The organism is Streptomyces sp. JH002, assembly GCF_050916115.1.
Lineage (GTDB): Bacteria > Actinomycetota > Actinomycetes > Streptomycetales > Streptomycetaceae > Streptomyces > Streptomyces xiamenensis.
Genome location: NZ_CP087989.1, coordinates 6,195,557 through 6,210,343, shown reverse-complemented (window position 1 = coordinate 6,210,343; position 14,787 = coordinate 6,195,557). Strand labels below are relative to the sequence as shown.

The window sequence follows — 14,787 nt, the reverse complement described above, 5'->3', positions numbered from 1 at the left end:
CCCCGCTTGGTTGTGGCGGACGCCTGATTTCCTCTCAGCGCCCGGCGGCCTCGGCGACGGTGGAGATCGGGAACAACGAGATGAGGCAGACCCACGCCGCCCGGCAACGGCAGGCGGCCCCGCCCCGGCCTCACTCGTGCGCGCCCCTCCCGGCCGGGGTGTGACACGCGGCGGTACGTGACGGGGCGGTCAGTCGGACTGGTGGGTGGCGTGCTCGGGCTCCGCGGTGGCGGACCAGGAGGAGAGCAGGCGCAGTCCCTCCTCGGAGGCCGAGCCGGGTTCCGCGGTGTAGATGGTCAGGGTGAGACCGGGTTCGGCAGCCATCTCCAGGCCCTCGTAGGCGAGGGTCAGGTCGCCGACGGCGTGGTGGTGGAAGCGCTTGGTGCCCGTGCCGTGCCGGCGGACGTCGTGGGCTCCCCAGCGTGTGCGGAAGTCGTCACTGCGGGTGGACAGCTCGCCGACCAGGTCGTGCAGATCCTTGTCGTGGGGGTCGCGGCCGGCTTCGGTGCGCAGGATGGCCACGGACATGTCGGCGGCCAGATCCCAGTCGGGGTAGAAGCGGCGCGAGGCGGGGTCGAGGAACTGGAACCGGGCCAGGTTGTCCTGGTTGCCGTCCGTGGCGTACACGTCGTCGTAGAAGGCGCGGGCGAGCTGGTTGGTGGCGAGCAGGTCCATACGGCCGTTGCGGACGAAGGCCGGTCCGGCGGTGACGGCGTCCAGTACCCATTGCAGGCTGCGGTGGGCGGTCCAGGTCCGGGCGGTGCGGCGACGGGGCCGGGTGAGGGCGTCGGAGCCGTCGGCGGCCTGCGCCAGGTTCATGAGGTGCGCGCGTTCGGCATCGTCCAGCCGCAGGGCGCGGGCGACGGCTTCGAGGACGGCCGGAGAGGCTCCGGCGAGGTTCCCGCGCTCGAGCTTGGCGTAGTACTCGACGCTCACATCGGCGAGCGCGGCGACCTCGCTGCGGCGCAGGCCCGGTACCCGCCGGCGGCTGCCCGGAGGCAGTCCCGCCTGTTCGGGGTTGATCTTCGCGCGCCGCGAGGTCAGGAACTCGCGGACCTCTGCCTGGTTGTCCACACCCTCGACGGTACGTCCTGCCCAGGTGCACAGGGATGTACTGGCGGTACACCCCTCGATGGTGTCTCGCTAAGGGCGCGAGGAGCGGGTTGCCTGGATGACGTGGTGCTGTCCGCCCGTCTCGGCACGGCGAGCGCACCCGCTCCGTACACGGCGGCGGTCCCGGTCATCCGGCGGCCGCACGCCTCAGCACGCAAAGGAAACCCCCTCATGCGCGGCGCAGTGATCCATGCTCCCGGCGACGTCCGTTTCGAGACCGTGGACGACCCCCGGATCCTTCATCCGACCGACGCGGTCATCCGGACGGCGGTGACCTGTGTGTGCGGCTCGGACCTGTGGCCGTACCGCGGTGCCGAGCCGATCGGCGACCCGCATCCCATGGGTCACGAGTACGTCGGCTTCGTGGAGGAGGTCGGTTCCGAGGTCACCTCGGTGAGGCCGGGCCAGTTCGTCGTCGGTTCCTTCGCGACCTCCGACAACACCTGCGCGAACTGCGCGAACGGCTTCCCGTCGAACTGCCTGCGCCGCGAGTTCATGTCCACGTGCCAGGCGGAGTACGTGCGCATACCCAACGCCCAGGGCACCCTGGTCGGCATCGACGAGGTGCCGGACGAGACCTTCTGGCCGGGTCTGCTGGCCGTTTCCGACGTGATGGGGACCGGCTGGTGGGCCGCGGACGCCGCCGAGGTGAAGCCCGGCTCGACGGCCGTGGTCGTCGGGGACGGCGCGGTCGGCCTGTGCGGGGTGATCGCGGCGAAGGAGATGGGCGCGGAGCGGATCATCGCCATGTCCCGGCACGAGCCCCGACAGAACCTCGCCCGGGAGTTCGGCGCCACCGACATCGTCACCGAGCGCGGTGCGGAAGGCGTCGAGCGGATCAAGGAGATGACCGGCGGGATCGGCGCGGACAGCGTGCTGGAGTGTGTCGGTACCGCCGAGGCCATGCGGCAGGCCCTGCGCTCGGCCCGGCCCGGCGGGAACGTCGGCTTCGTCGGTGTCCCCCACGAGGTGGCGATCGACGGGCAGGAGCTGTTCTTCTCCCACGTCGGCTTGCGCGGCGGGCCCGCCCCCGTGCGGCGTTACCTCCCCGACCTGATCGACCGCGTCCTCGCCCGGCGGATCGACCCGGGCAAGGTCTTCGACCTCACGCTGCCGCTGGAGGAGGTCGCCGAGGGGTACCGGGCGATGGACGAGCGCCGCGCCGTCAAGGCCCTCCTCAAGCCCTGACCTGCGCCCGCCCGAAGGAGCAGCCGAGCAGATCACCCGCAGTTCGATCGACACCGTCAAGGGCCCGGCCGACCGGTTCGCCGGCGATGTCTGCATCGACGCCGTCGCCGCCGCGCCGGCCCCGTCCCGCGTCACCGCGAATCTGGTTCATCTCATGCCCGGCGACCGCGTCCTGTGCGAGGCCGGGGAGGGGCACGGGCACGGCGTGCTCGGCCCGAGCAGGAGTGCCGCCCTCGCATACGGCCCACGTGGCGTGCGCATCAACGCGGCCTGTCCCGGCACCATCGCCACCTCCATCGTCGACGCCATGATCACCAGCGGTGAACGCGACCGGGCTCAGGCCGAAACGGGCCAGGCCATCGAACGCCTCGGCACCGCCGAGGAGATCGCCCAAGTCGTCCTCCGGCCGAGCAGCGACGGCGCCGGCTGCGTCACCGGCATCGCTTCGCCGGTGGACGGCGGCTGCACCGCCCGGTGACGTTCAACGGCCGCGCACGACGCGTGTCCCCTCTCCGGCACTCAGGGAGCGGTCACGCGGACTCCGGGGCCCGTGCGCGGTCCTGGAGGTATGCCTCCAGCGCGGCGCTGCCGGCCAGCATCGACCGGCCGCGCGCGGTAACCCGCCGGCGCCAGTCGTGCAGTGCGGCCTCCAGTGGTTCCACGCCCCCCGCCTGCCGTACCCGGTCCAGCAGTGGAGCGATCCGTGCCAGTGGGTAGCCGCCCCGTCTGAGCTGGTGGGCGAGGCGGGCGTCGCGTACATCGGCCTCGTCGTAGACGCGGTATCCGGTGTGCGGGTCGCGCCGTGGGTGGAGGAGTCCGGCGCGTTCCCAGGTGCGCAGCGTCGCGGGGCGGATGCCGAGCCGGCCCGCCAAGGACCCGATCAGCGCGCCCTCCGGCCCCGCGGGTGCGTCGTGCGCGGGCTGCCGGGTGGAGGTCAGGTCGTGCAGGGCGGCGCGGACGGCGTGCAGGGTCCGCCGGTCCTCGCGGAGTTGGGCGTGGCTCTCGTCGATGAGCCGGAAGGCCTCTTCGGCTCTCCCCTCGTTCACCGCTCGCATGATCGATGCGGCCGCGTGGTGGCCGTGCCCGGGCACCAGGGCCAGGAACGCGCGCAGGGCCTGGGCGTGGAGCGGGGTGTAGCGGCGATAGCCGTGCGGGGTGCGGGCGGCCGGCGGAAGGATGCCGGTCTCCTCGTAGTTCCTGACCGCCTGCGTGGACAGACCGTGCCGGCGGGCCAGGTCGATCGGCCTGAGCCGTTCCGCAGTTTGAGGGTTTGCTCCCATGTTCCTGCCGTTGTCGCGCAAAAGTTTCAACCGGAGCTTCAACGATAGCGTTGAAGCCATGGCTATGGATGTCAAGGACAGCGCTCATGCCGTCGACGCCGCCTCCGTCATGCGGCTGCTTCCGGCCCGGCCGCGGGTGCTCGCCCTGGGGGAGCCCACTCACGGTGAGGAGTCGCTGCTCGAGGTGCGCAACGAGTTGTTCCGGCAGTTCGTGGAGCGGGAGGGGTACCGGACGATCGCGATCGAGAGCGATTGCCTGCTGGGCCCGGTGGTGGACGAGTACGTCACAGGGGGCACGGACGATCTCGACCGGGCGATGGAAGGGGGGTTCAGCCACGGGTGGGGATCCTCCGGGGCCAATCGTGAACTGGTGCGCTGGATGCGGGCGTACAACGAGGGGCGGCCGGTCGCCGAGTGTGTGCGGTTCGCCGGTTTCGACGGGCCACTGGAGATCACCGGTGCGGCGAGTCCCCGGTACGCCCTGGTGGCGCTGTACGACTACCTCGCGGCGCGGGTCGCCCCGGACCTGCTGCCCTGCACAACGGAGACTCTGGAGCGGCTGCTCGGGGCGGACGAGCCGTGGACGGAGCCGGCCGCGATGACGGACGCCTCCCGGTCCGTGGGGCAGTCGGCGCGGGCCAGGGAACTGATGCTGCTCGCGGACGACCTGGTGGCGCTCCTGGACGCTCGGGCTCCCGGGTCGACCGCGTCCGGGTCACGGGAGGAGTGGGACCGGGCGCGCCTGTACGGGCGCACCGCCACCGGTCTGCTGCGGTACCACTTCTGGATGGCAGACAGCTCGGCCGGCCGGATGAACCGGCTGGTGGAGCTGCGGGACCGGATGATGGCCGACAATCTGCTGGCGCTCGCCGAACGGGGACCGGTGCTGGTCCACGCCCACAACTCCCATCTCCAGCGGGACCGGAGCTCGATGCGGATGTGGGACCAGCCGCTGGTGGAGTGGTGGAGCGCCGGTGCGATCGTGAGCGCGCACCTGGGCGCGGAGTACGCCTTCGTGGCCACGGCGCTGGGCACGATCCGGCACCGGGGTGTGGAGGAGCCGCCGCCGAAGAGCGTCGAGGGGCTGCTGTACGCGCTGCCGGATGATCGGTACGTCGTCGATGTCCGGCGGCTGAACTCCGTTCTCGGCGAGCCGCGGCCCGCCGCTCGCACGTCGTCCTGGTTCGGGTACGCGCCACTCGACCCGGCGCACCTGGGCGGGCTCGACGGCATGGTGTTCGTGAAGGACGTGCGGCGGTGTGCGGGCGGTGACCGGGGCGCCTGACCGGTGTCCCGGCCGGGGCGGTCGTGGTCCGGCGCTGTGGAGGGTGAGGCGGTGGTCCTCCGGGAGCCCGCCGCCACCCTGCGCGCCGACCTCGGCGTCACGACCACGGGTTTGGAGGAGTGGCCGCCCGCCCCTGAACGGGGCGGGCGGTTTCTCCGTCGGGGAGCACGGCTCAGCGGCTGCCGACCTGTGCGTCCGGCTCGCTGATGCCCCCTCCGACAAAGGTCACCCAGTTGACATTGAGCTCACCGGTGGTCTTCACGAAGTACAGCGGACCGCTGTGACCGGCGCTCTCACCGCTCACCGGGCCGGCGAAGTCCTCGTACGTCTGCCAGCCGCCGGTGGGCTCGACCTGCACGGTGGCGACCACCGGCCCCTCCGGATCACCGGTGCGGACCTCGACCGTCGCACCCGCGGAGGGCGAGGCGGCCCGCAGGCTGATCTCGTCGATGCCGGTGAGATTGGCGGGCTCCCACGCCCACCAGTCGCCGTCCTCGATGAAGCCGATGTTCTGGCCGCCGCCCGCGGTGTCGCCGGTGGGCTCGATCTCCACGCCCGGGGTGCCGCCGGAGGGAGCGGACGGGACCCGGCCCGTGGCGTCGAAGTGCTCGGCCTCGCGGTGCTTCGGCTGGAGGACCAGCACTTCCTGGCTGGTGATCGGCGGGGCGTCACCGGCGCCGTCGTCCGTGTAGGTCACGGTGACGGTGCCGAAGATGTTGGCCCCGGTGTGGCCCTCGTCGCCGGGCAGCGGGAAGGTTCCGGAGCAGCCCCGGTACTGCTCGTAGCCGTGGGAGTGTTCGTCGTGGCCGAGCCCCGGCTGCACGATCACCCGGTCGCAGTCGATCTGCGCGTCCTCGGCGTCGGTGACGGACACTTGGTAGGCGATGGTGTCGCCGAAGGAGAAGTACCCGCCGTTCAGGGGCGCGTGGACTTCGATGGCGGGGGCGGTGTTGCCGGCCGTGATGTCGAGGTTGGAGACGGCGGTGCGGCCGTCGGCGTCGGTGACCGTCAGCCGTGCGGTGAAGCGTCCCGCCTGGGTGTAGGTGTGGGTGGGGGCGGTCTCGGTGCTGTCCGTGGTGCCGTCGCCGTCGAAGTCCCAGGCGAAGGTGATCGGGGTGCCGTCCGGGTGGTGGGACTGCGCCGCGTCGAAGGTGACCTCCAGCGGGAGGGGGCCGGAGGTTCGGCTGGCGGTCATCCGGGCGACCGGGGCGCGGTTGCCGAGCACGTAGTCCACGCGGTACACGCCGGAGTCGGCGTTGTCACCGCCGAAGCCGCTGCCCCACTCGATGACGTAGAGCGCGCCGTCCGGGCCGAACCGCAGGGCGTGCGGGCGGGTGAAGTCCATCTCCTCCAGGATCCGGGAGACGTCCGAGACCCCGGTGCGTTCCGCGTCGGGCTGCACGGAGAACATCCGGCTGTTGTTCCAGTCCGCGAGGACCGCCTTGCCGTCGAAGTAGGCGGGCCACTTGCGGTCGGAGTCCAGGTCGGCGTCGTACGCGTACGCGCCGCTGGTCATCGGGGCGCCGCTGGTGCCGATCTCCGGGACGCCGGTGCTGGAGGCGCCCATCCACAGCTCGGCGGGGACGGCCGGGGGCAGTTCGCGCACGCCCGTGTTGTGCGGGGAGTCGTTCACCGGTGCGGCGCAGTCGAAGGCCGCTCCGGCGGTGCCGGTCGCGTAGTCGAAGGCGTGGTAGGGGGTGTTGTCGCCGACGCAGTAGGGCCAGCCGTAGAAGCCGGGCTCGTCCACGATGTTCCACTCGACGCGGCCGTCGGGGCCGCGGGTGGGATCGGTGGCGGCGGCGTCCGGACCGTAGTCGGCGACGTACAGGGCGTCCGTGCTGGGGTCGAGGCCGATCCGGAAGGGGTTGCGGAAGCCCATGGCGTAGATCTCGGGACGGGTGTCGGCGGTGCCCGGTGCGTAGAGGTTGCCCTCCGGGACGGTGTAGCCGCCGTCGTCCTGGGGGGTGATGCGCAGGATCTTGCCGTTGAGGACGGCGCTGTTGGCCGAGGTGGCCTGGGCGTCCCAGGCGGCCCGTCCGGGCCGCTCGTCCAGGGGGGCGTAGCCGTCGGTCGGCGATCCGAAGGGGTTGGTGTTGTCGCCGGTGGCGATGTACAGGTTGCCCTGTCCGTCGAACTCCAGGGCCCCGCCGGCGTGGCAGCACTGCTCCCGCTGGACGTCGATCTCCAGCAGGACCTCCTCGCCGGCGAGGTCGAGGGTGTCGCCGCTGACCGTGAAGCGGGAGACCCGGTCGACGGGGTCTGTGCCGGTCGGCGAGTAGTACAGGTACAGGTGGCCGTTGTCCGTGAAGCCGGGGTCCAGGGCGATGCCCAGCAGGCCGAACTCCTGCCCCGTGTAGACGGGGAGGGTGCCGATGGTGGCCACGGTGCCGTCGGTGTGCACCACCCGTACGGCGCCGTTGCGGTCGATGTAGAAGACCCGGCCGTCCTCGGCGATGGCCAGTTCCATCGGGTTGCTGGTGTTGTCGTCGAGTGTGATCTTCTCGTACCCGGTGGTCAGGGAGGCTCCGCAGTCGGCCGGGACGACGCCGGCGGCGGTGGTGATGCCGCCGAGCAGGTGCTCCAGGAACTCCGGTTCGGCGAAGGATTCGATGGTGTGGCCCAGGCCGGTGTACCAGGCGCGGCCGCCGGAGTAGTCGTGGCACCAGGAGATGGGGTGTTCGTCACCCATGGTCCCGCCGGTGTAGGTGTTCTCGTCGAGGGAGGCGAGGACGTGGACGTCGCCGCGCGGATTGGGGTCGTAGTTGTACCACTCGTCGAAACGGTCCCAGCGCACGGGGAGATGGGCGGTGGAGGGGTGGGCGTGGTCCTCGACTTTGATCGTGGCGTCCTGGGGGGCGGGGTGGCCGGCGAAGTAGGCGCCGACGAGTCCGCCGTACCAGGGCCAGTCGTACTCGGTGTCGGACGCGGCGTGGACGCCCGCGTAGCCGCCACCGGCTCCGATGTAGCGTTCGAAAGCTGCCTGTTGAGTGTCGTTGAGGACGTCCCCGGTGGTCGAGAGCCAGATGACGACCTCGTAGCCGGCAAGGTCCTCGTCGTTGAAGACGGCGGCGTCCTCGGTGGCGGTGACCTCGAACCCGTTCTCGGCACCGAGTTGCTCGATGGCGGCGATCCCGGCGGGGATCGAGTCGTGGCGGAAGCCCGCCGTTTTGCTGAACACCAAGGCGTGGAAGGTGTCGTCCGCGGAGTCGGGGTGGGCGGTGGCGGGTCCGCCCGCCAGCAGCAGGGCAAGGACGGCGAGAACGGCGACGGCGATGCGTGCCGCCAGTCTGCGTGGGGGTGGGGGTGCGGCTGTCACCACGTGCTCCTCACTGAACAGCGTGCGTGGGGGTGCCGCCGGGCCAGGGGCCGCGGCGGAGCTGTCGGAGTGGCGGGTGGCGTGGCGGCGTCCCGGCCGCCACGCCAACCTGATTTGTAAGACTGGATGACAAATTAGAAATGGAAGGCGTACACGTCAACCCATTCGACGCGGACCGGGTGTCGGGGCTCTTCTCGGCGAGGCCCGGTCTCCTGCGCACCGGGTACGGGCCGCCCGCGGGGTCCACCGGGCTCCGGACGGTGGCCCGGTCACTCCTCCCGCAGGACGAAGGCCCTGATGGCGGTGACCGCGGCGGCCCGTGCCCACTCGCCGAAATCCGGTGCGAGCGTGGTCACCCGCAGGGAGCCGTGGTCGCGATGCCGCCGTTCCCTGATCCCCGCCTCCACACACCCCTCTTCGGCGGCGATGAGGACCAGGCCCTCCCCCGCGACGACGAAGTCCTTGACCATGCAGAGGTTCGCGACGGTGGCCAGGGCCGCCCCCAGCGCCCAGGCCGCCGGGCGGAGCACATTCCGGCACACCGGATCCCCCGCGCGGGCCAGGGCCGCCACCTCCTCGAGGGTCACGCCCCGGCGCAGACCGTGCGCGGCGGCGGCCAGGATCGAGCGGGTGGAGAGGTAGGACGCGAGACAACCGCGGTGGCCCTCGGTGCACATCGGGCCGCCCGGGTCCAGCACATGGTGGCTGAACTCCCTCAGGTCCACCGCGTCGGCGGGCACCATGCGGCCGTGCCGCACCAGGGCGTAGCCGATGCCCGCCCCCACCGTCAGCAGGGCGAAGTCGGTCAGGCCGCGCGCGGCACCGAACCATCGCTGGGCGTGTGCCAGGGCGGTGACGTCGTTCTCCACGACGCAGGGCACGCCCGTACGACGCGTCAGCCGCTCGGAGAGCTCGACGTCGACCCAGCCCAGGAAGGGGGCGTCGAAGCGCGGCGCGGCATCCGCGTCGGAGCGGGGGCTGGCCGCGCCGCCCAGGGTGACCCCGGCGGCGACCGGCGCCGTGTCGGCGGTGGTGAGCCGTTCCCGCACCCCGGCGATCCGGGCGCTGACGGCCTCGGGGGTGGTGGCGTCGAGCGGTTCGGAGGTCTCGGCGATCACCCGGGCCCGCAGGTCGGTGACGGTGGCGTACAGCCGGTCCGACGTCAGTTTGACGCCCAGGAAGTGGTGGTCGGCGGCCACCACGTCCAGCGGGCGGGTGGGACGGCCGTTGGCCCGGTCATGGACGGTTCCGCCCTCCACCACGAGGCCGGCGGCGATGAGCGGCTTGGTCAGCCGGGTGAGGCTGCCGGTGGACAGACCGAGCACCCGGGCGAGATCGGTGCGGGTGCTGGGGCCGTTGACCAGCAGTTCGCGCACGACGGGGCGGGCGGCGCGGGAGACCGTCCCCCAGGCGCCGACGGGGGGACGCGGGCCGGGGGCGGCGGGCTCCGGTGGGGTGTGCGTGGCGGGGGGCACGGCGACTCCCGTCCTCGGCGGATCCTCGGTGGGTGACGGGCCGCACGCCTGGGGCAACCAGGCGATGCACACGCCTACTTGGCTTCGTGGCAAAGCTAAGGGGGCGGCGATGGGGCGCGTCAACTCCACAAATTCCAAAGGATTCGCGCAATATCTCGTGACAAGTCGACGAGAGTGACCTAGCTTGGCTCCATCTCAAAGCCAACTTCGCCGGGACGGGGCGTCATTGGCGTGTCACCCGGGACGCGCGTGCGGGCCGCGCGCGAGCCGGAGAAGAGGAACGCATGCAACTGCGCGGACATACCCGATACGGTGCGCTGCTGGGCGCACTGTCCCTGGTCGCGGCCTGTTCCGGGGGCGGCGCCGGCGACGGCGTCATCACCCTCGACTACTGGTGCTGGAGCGGATCCCAGGCGGCCAAGGTCGCCGCGTTCAACGAGGCGCACCCCGACATCCAGGTCCGGCACACCGACGCCGGCGGCAGCGTGGACTCCTCGACGAAGCTGCTGACCGCCAGCCGGGCGGGCAACGCCCCCGACGTCTCCTGCGTCGAGTACCCGACCGTGCCTTCCATGATCGTCTCCGATGTGCTCGCCGACATCTCCGAGTTCACCACGGACATCGAGGACGCCTTCACCCCCGAGGTGTGGCAGATGACCCGGTTCGAGGGCCAGGTCTACGGCATCCCGCAGGACATCGGCCCCATGGTCCTGCTGTACAACGAGCGGCGCTTCGAGGAACTGGGCATCGCGGTCCCGGCCACCTGGGAGGAGTTCGCCGAGGTGGCGGCCGAGGTCAGGGAACGCGACCCGGCCTCGTATCTGACGACGTTCGCCCCCGGCGAGTTCGGCAGCTTCGCCGGGCTGGCGCAGCAGGCCGGGGCCTCCTGGTGGTCCGTGGAGGACCGGGAGTGGACGGTCGCCATCAGCGACGACCGGACGCTGGAGGTGGCCGCCTACTGGCAGGACCTGATCGACCGTGATCTGGTCATGTCCGAACCGCTGCTGACGCCCGAGTGGAACAACCGGGTCAACCAGGGACAGGTCATGACCTGGCCGGCCGGTCTGTGGGCGCCCGACGTGATCCACGGGGTGGCCGAGGGCCAGGCCGGTGACTGGGCCATCGCGCCCCTCCCCCACTGGGAGGGCGAGGGTGCCGAAGTCGCTCTGCAGGGCGGCACCGCGCTGTCCGTCACCAAGAACTCCGAACACCCCGAGGCCGCCGCGCGGTTCGCCATCTGGATGAACACGGCCGAGACCGCCTACGAACTCCAGATCGCCGCCGGCCAGTACCCGGCCTGCGTCGAGGGCCAGATCGCCGCGGCCCAGGGACCTCCCCCCGCCCTGACGGCAGGACAGGAGGACTACTGGGAGGTCGCCGCCCACGCGGCGGCGCACACCGTCTCCGACATCACCTGGGGCCCGAACGTCAGTACCGCGGGCGACGCCTTCCGCGACGCGATGTCCGCCGCCGTCCGCGACGGCACGCCGCTTCCCGACGCGCTCCACGAGACCCAGCGGGTCGTCGTCGAGGAGATGCGACGCATCGGCTTCAGGCTCTCCCAGTGACCGGCAGCCCCACGACCTCCCCGACAGGTGACCCGCCCATGGCAACCGCAGCCACCAGCCCGCAGCCGGACGGCGCGCCCCGCACCCGGCGACGGCGCGGCACGATCGCCCCGTACGTGCTCATCGCCCCCGCCCTCGTGCTCTTCACCGCCTTCATGGCGATACCCATCCTCTACGCGCTGCACCTGAGCACCCAAGGGCTGCGCATCGTCGACGAAGGCGTCTTCGGCATCCGCGACGAGGTGTTCGTCGGCCTGGCCAACTACGGGGAGATCCTGACCGACGGGTCCTTCTGGGCCGGCTTCGGCAGGCTGGGCCTGTACGGGCTGATCGCCGTCCCTCTCACCCTCGGGCTGGCTCTGCTGTTCGCGCTGCTGCTGGACCACCGGGCCTCCCGCGCCAAGCGGTTCACCCGCATCGCGATCTTCCTTCCGTACGCCATCCCCGGCGTGGTGGCCTCCCTGATGTGGGGGTTCATGTACCTCCCCTCGACCAGTCCCTTCAGCTACCTGACCCGGGAACTGGGTCTTGGCGCGATCCCCTTCCTGGACGGCGACGCCATCTATCCGTCGCTGGCCAACATCGCCATCTGGGGCGGCACCGGCTTCAACATGATCATCATCTACACCTCGCTGCGCGGCATCCCGGCCGAACTGTGCGACGCCGCCCGCATCGACGGCTGCACCGAGTGGCAGATCGCCCGGCGGATCAAAATCCCGCTGGTCGCCCCCGCGCTGGTCCTCACCGGGCTCTTCGCCCTCATCGGCACGCTCCAGGTCTACGGCGAGCCCACCATGCTCCGGCCCATGACGACGGAGATATCCCAGACCTGGGTGCCGCTCATGCACATCTACCGCGACGGCTTCATCCGGGACGACCTGCCCATGGCGGCCGCCGGCTCCGTGATTCTCGCCGTCGGCACCCTGATCCTGTCGCTGGCCCTGCTGAAGGCCACCCAGCGCCGCGCCTTCGGAGGCTTCAAGTGACGGACCCCCAGGCCCGGCCGCGCACGGCGGGATCCCCCCGGCGCCCCGGTGCGCTCCCCACCGCGATCCTGCTGATCGGCGCGTTCTACTCGCTGGTCCCCATCGTGTGGATCGTGGTCGCCGCCACGAAGACCAACGCGCAGTTGTTCTCCACCTTCACCTTCCAGCCCGGCACCGGGCTGCTGGACAATCTGGGAGATCTCTTCGCGTACGGCGACGGCCAGTTCACGCGGTGGGCGCTGAACAGCCTCTACTACGCCGGCATCGGCTCCCTGCTGTGCACCCTGGTGTCGACAGCCGCGGGGTACGCCTTCGCCAAGTACACGTTCCGCGGCCGCACCCCGCTCTTCTACCTCATCCTGGCCGGGGTACTGCTGCCGGGGATGACGCTGGCCATCCCGCAGTACATCATCATGTCCGAGATCGGCATGGTCGGGACGTACTGGTCCGTGCTGCTGCCCGGCCTCATCTCGCCGTTCGGCATCTATCTGGCCCGGGTGTACGCGGAGGCGTCCGTACCGGACGCCACGATCGAGTCGGCGCGCATCGACGGGGCGGGAGAGTTCCGCATCTTCACCTCGATCGGGCTGCCCATGATGCTGCCCGGCATGGTGACGATCTTCATGCTCCAGTTCGTCGGCAACTGGAACAACTTCCTGCTCCCCTTCATCATGCTCTCGGACGAGGACAAGTACCCGATCAATCTGGGTCTCTACACCCTGCTGTCCAAGGGGTCGGGCGAACCGGCGCTGTACGGCATCGCGATCGTGGGCACCGCCGTGTCCGTGATCCCGCTGATCATCCTGCTGCTGTTCTTGCAGCGCTTCTGGCGGCTGGACCTCATCAGCGGGAGCCTCAAGGGCTGAACGGCAACCCGCGAACGGGCCGCCTCACCGGCCGGCCGGCACACGTACGGCTTCGACGTCGCTGCCGGCCGGCCGGGGAGACCGGTTCTCACACGGGCAGCCGGGCGAGCAGACCATGGGGCGCGTCGCGGCCGAAGCACAGGTCAAGGACGGCGTCCGCTTCGGCCGCGTACGCCGCGGCGCGCGGGAACATGGCCCGTTCGTAGGCGGCCAGGGCGCCTTCGGTGTCGCCCGGCCGGGCGGCGAGCGCGGTGCCCAGTTCGGCCCCGTCCAGCATCGCGAGGTTGCCCCCCTCCCCGGTGAACGGCGGCATCATGTGCGCCGCGTCGCCGAGCAGGGTGACACCGGGCGAGCGCTCCCAGCGGTGACCGACCGGCAGCGCGTGCAGGGGCCGCGGCGTCAGCGGTCCGTCGGCCTGACCGATCAGTGCGCGCAGCGCCGGATCCCAGCCCTGGAAGTGCTCCAGTACCGCCGCGGCCACCGCATCACGGCGCGTGGTGTCGATGCCCGCCGGCCAGTCCTCCGGAACCGTCAGCGCGACGTAGAGGTGCAGGCTGCGGTCGGGTCGGGGATGCGTCAGCAGGCCCTGCCCCTCCCCCAGCGCGTAGAAGAGGCCGTCGCCCACGAGCGCGGCGCACTCCGGGTGACGGATGTCCGCCTCGTACAGGTCGGTCTCCACCAGCGTCATGCCCGTGTAGCGCGGCCGGACGCCCGAGAGCAGGGGGCGGACTCTGGACCAGGCACCGTCGGCTCCCACCAGCAGACCGGTCGTGAACACCGAACCGTCGGCGAGCCGCACCTCGTGCCGGCCGTCTCCCAGTGCCCGTGCTCCCGCGACCCTCGCGCCCCAGCGGACCGTGTCCCCGGGCAGCGAGTCGAGCAGGAGATCACGCAGCGGACCGCGTTCGATGTCGGCGCGGACGGTGTCCGCCGCCGCGCCGTCCTCCCGGCACACGACGGCGTTCTTGTCGAGGATGCGCACCGCGGCGGTACCGGTACGGGCCCGGGTGCGGAACCGCGGGTGCAGGCCTGCGGCTCGCAGGGACGCCTGCCCGGTGTCCTCGTGCAGGTCGATGACGCAGCCCTGCGGGCGGGCCCGGGGTGAGGCGTCGAGCTCGTACACCGCGGCGGGGACGCCGGCCGTGTGCAGGACGCGGGCCAGCGTCAGGCCGCCGAGGCCGGCTCCGATGATGGCGATGTTTTCGTGGCGGGGCATGCCGCTCTCCTTGCGGAAATGTGACGTGCTGTCGGGGGACGCGTGAGGCGCGGCGTGATAGCTGGGGCCGCGCACGGCGGAGCGCGTCGTTCCGGTGCGGGAGGCGGGGCGACCGATCACCCGGGAAAACCGTGCGGGCAGGTGCGGCTCACGGTTCGGCGCCGCACGGCGCGGGCGAGCGGGGCGTTAGCACCGTCGGAGCGCGGAGCGGCAGCCGTCCGTCACGGCGCGCGCGGCTGATCCCGGGAGAACGCCCGGGCGATGGTCCATCTCCTCCGGCCGGAACGAGGACTCCGGCGGGTGTTACCCGGCGCAACGGCCGGGGGGTCTCACTCGTTCCCGGGCGGGCAGAGATTCATCAGCGCGCCCCAGGCGCTCACATAGCCGTTGGTGCCCGCGGAACGCCATTCCAGGGGCCCTCGCACCGATGCCTCGCGACACCGGTCGGGTGCCGAGGGGTGGGAGCCGTGGTGCAGCGGGGAACGCACAACACC

The 14,787-nt window shown here is 71.5% G+C and carries 11 protein-coding genes; 6 read left to right on the top strand and 5 right to left on the bottom strand.

Going from position 1 to position 14,787, the window contains the following annotated elements:
* Window positions 1–189 precede the first annotated feature (189 nt).
* Entirely contained in the window at window positions 190–1,074 is an 885-nt protein-coding gene (locus H7827_RS28515) for a helix-turn-helix transcriptional regulator (protein ID WP_432747888.1), read from the bottom strand.
* Window positions 1,075–1,284: 210 nt separating this feature from the next.
* Here H7827_RS28515 and H7827_RS28510 point away from each other — a divergent pair, with 210 nt between their 5' ends.
* The gene (locus H7827_RS28510) at window positions 1,285–2,301 is read left to right on the top strand and encodes a zinc-dependent alcohol dehydrogenase family protein (RefSeq protein ID WP_432747887.1); all 1,017 of its coding nucleotides are present in this window, start codon (window positions 1,285–1,287) and stop codon (window positions 2,299–2,301) included.
* A gap of 154 nt (window positions 2,302–2,455) precedes the next feature.
* The gene (locus H7827_RS28505) at window positions 2,456–2,779 is read left to right on the top strand and encodes an SDR family oxidoreductase (RefSeq protein WP_432747885.1); all 324 of its coding nucleotides are present in this window, start codon (window positions 2,456–2,458) and stop codon (window positions 2,777–2,779) included.
* Between the two features lie 52 nt (window positions 2,780–2,831).
* On the opposite strand, the gene H7827_RS28500 is transcribed toward H7827_RS28505, so the two are convergent.
* The gene (locus tag H7827_RS28500; protein ID WP_432747884.1) at window positions 2,832–3,581 is read right to left on the bottom strand and encodes a TioE family transcriptional regulator; all 750 of its coding nucleotides are present in this window, start codon (window positions 3,579–3,581) and stop codon (window positions 2,832–2,834) included.
* Between the two features lie 58 nt (window positions 3,582–3,639).
* On the opposite strand from H7827_RS28500, the gene H7827_RS28495 reads away from it, so the two are divergent.
* Window positions 3,640–4,866 carry an erythromycin esterase family protein gene (locus tag H7827_RS28495; RefSeq protein WP_432747883.1) on the top strand — a complete coding sequence of 409 codons (1,227 nt, stop codon included), beginning with the start codon at window positions 3,640–3,642 and terminating at the stop codon, window positions 4,864–4,866.
* Between the two features lie 172 nt (window positions 4,867–5,038).
* On the opposite strand, the gene H7827_RS28490 is transcribed toward H7827_RS28495, so the two are convergent.
* Together H7827_RS28490 and H7827_RS28485 are read right to left on the bottom strand one after the other, a co-directional pair.
* Entirely contained in the window at window positions 5,039–8,182 is a 3,144-nt protein-coding gene (locus H7827_RS28490; protein ID WP_432747882.1) for a ThuA domain-containing protein, read from the bottom strand.
* A 269-nt stretch (window positions 8,183–8,451) separates the two neighbouring features.
* The gene (locus H7827_RS28485) at window positions 8,452–9,657 is read right to left on the bottom strand and encodes an ROK family transcriptional regulator (RefSeq protein ID WP_432747881.1); all 1,206 of its coding nucleotides are present in this window, start codon (window positions 9,655–9,657) and stop codon (window positions 8,452–8,454) included.
* Window positions 9,658–9,941: 284 nt separating this feature from the next.
* Between H7827_RS28485 and H7827_RS28480 the strand changes: the two genes are divergently transcribed.
* From H7827_RS28480 to H7827_RS28470, 3 genes are read left to right on the top strand one after another with little or no spacing between them, the layout of a single operon-like run.
* Complete coding sequence (locus H7827_RS28480; RefSeq protein WP_432747880.1) at window positions 9,942–11,225, top strand: ABC transporter substrate-binding protein; 1,284 nt, start codon at window positions 9,942–9,944, stop codon at window positions 11,223–11,225.
* 38 nt (window positions 11,226–11,263) lie between these two features.
* Window positions 11,264–12,211 carry a carbohydrate ABC transporter permease gene (locus tag H7827_RS28475; RefSeq protein WP_432747879.1) on the top strand — a complete coding sequence of 316 codons (948 nt, stop codon included), beginning with the start codon at window positions 11,264–11,266 and terminating at the stop codon, window positions 12,209–12,211.
* Entirely contained in the window at window positions 12,208–13,077 is an 870-nt protein-coding gene (locus H7827_RS28470) for a carbohydrate ABC transporter permease (protein ID WP_432747878.1), read from the top strand. The genes H7827_RS28475 and H7827_RS28470 overlap by 4 nt, the downstream gene beginning before the upstream one ends.
* An 88-nt stretch (window positions 13,078–13,165) precedes the next feature.
* Here the strand turns inward: H7827_RS28470 and H7827_RS28465 are convergent, their stop codons facing one another.
* A complete protein-coding gene (locus tag H7827_RS28465) occupies window positions 13,166–14,293 on the bottom strand; it encodes an FAD-dependent oxidoreductase (RefSeq protein ID WP_432747877.1) in 1,128 nt (375 codons plus the stop codon).
* Window positions 14,294–14,787 lie beyond the last annotated feature (494 nt).

What these genes read in the sequence shown, in the direction of transcription:
- H7827_RS28505 (WP_432747885.1), top strand. Translation starts at nt 2,456, where the DNA reads ATGCCCGGCGACCGCGTCCTGTGCGAGGCCGGGGAGGGGCACGGGCAC.
- H7827_RS28475 (WP_432747879.1), top strand. Translation starts at nt 11,264, where the DNA reads ATGGCAACCGCAGCCACCAGCCCGCAGCCGGACGGCGCGCCCCGCACC.
- H7827_RS28465 (WP_432747877.1), bottom strand. Translation starts at nt 14,293, where the DNA reads ATGCCCCGCCACGAAAACATCGCCATCATCGGAGCCGGCCTCGGCGGC.
- H7827_RS28495 (WP_432747883.1), top strand. Translation starts at nt 3,640, where the DNA reads ATGGCTATGGATGTCAAGGACAGCGCTCATGCCGTCGACGCCGCCTCC.
- H7827_RS28480 (WP_432747880.1), top strand. Translation starts at nt 9,942, where the DNA reads ATGCAACTGCGCGGACATACCCGATACGGTGCGCTGCTGGGCGCACTG.
- H7827_RS28510 (WP_432747887.1), top strand. Translation starts at nt 1,285, where the DNA reads ATGCGCGGCGCAGTGATCCATGCTCCCGGCGACGTCCGTTTCGAGACC.
- H7827_RS28500 (WP_432747884.1), bottom strand. Translation starts at nt 3,581, where the DNA reads ATGGGAGCAAACCCTCAAACTGCGGAACGGCTCAGGCCGATCGACCTG.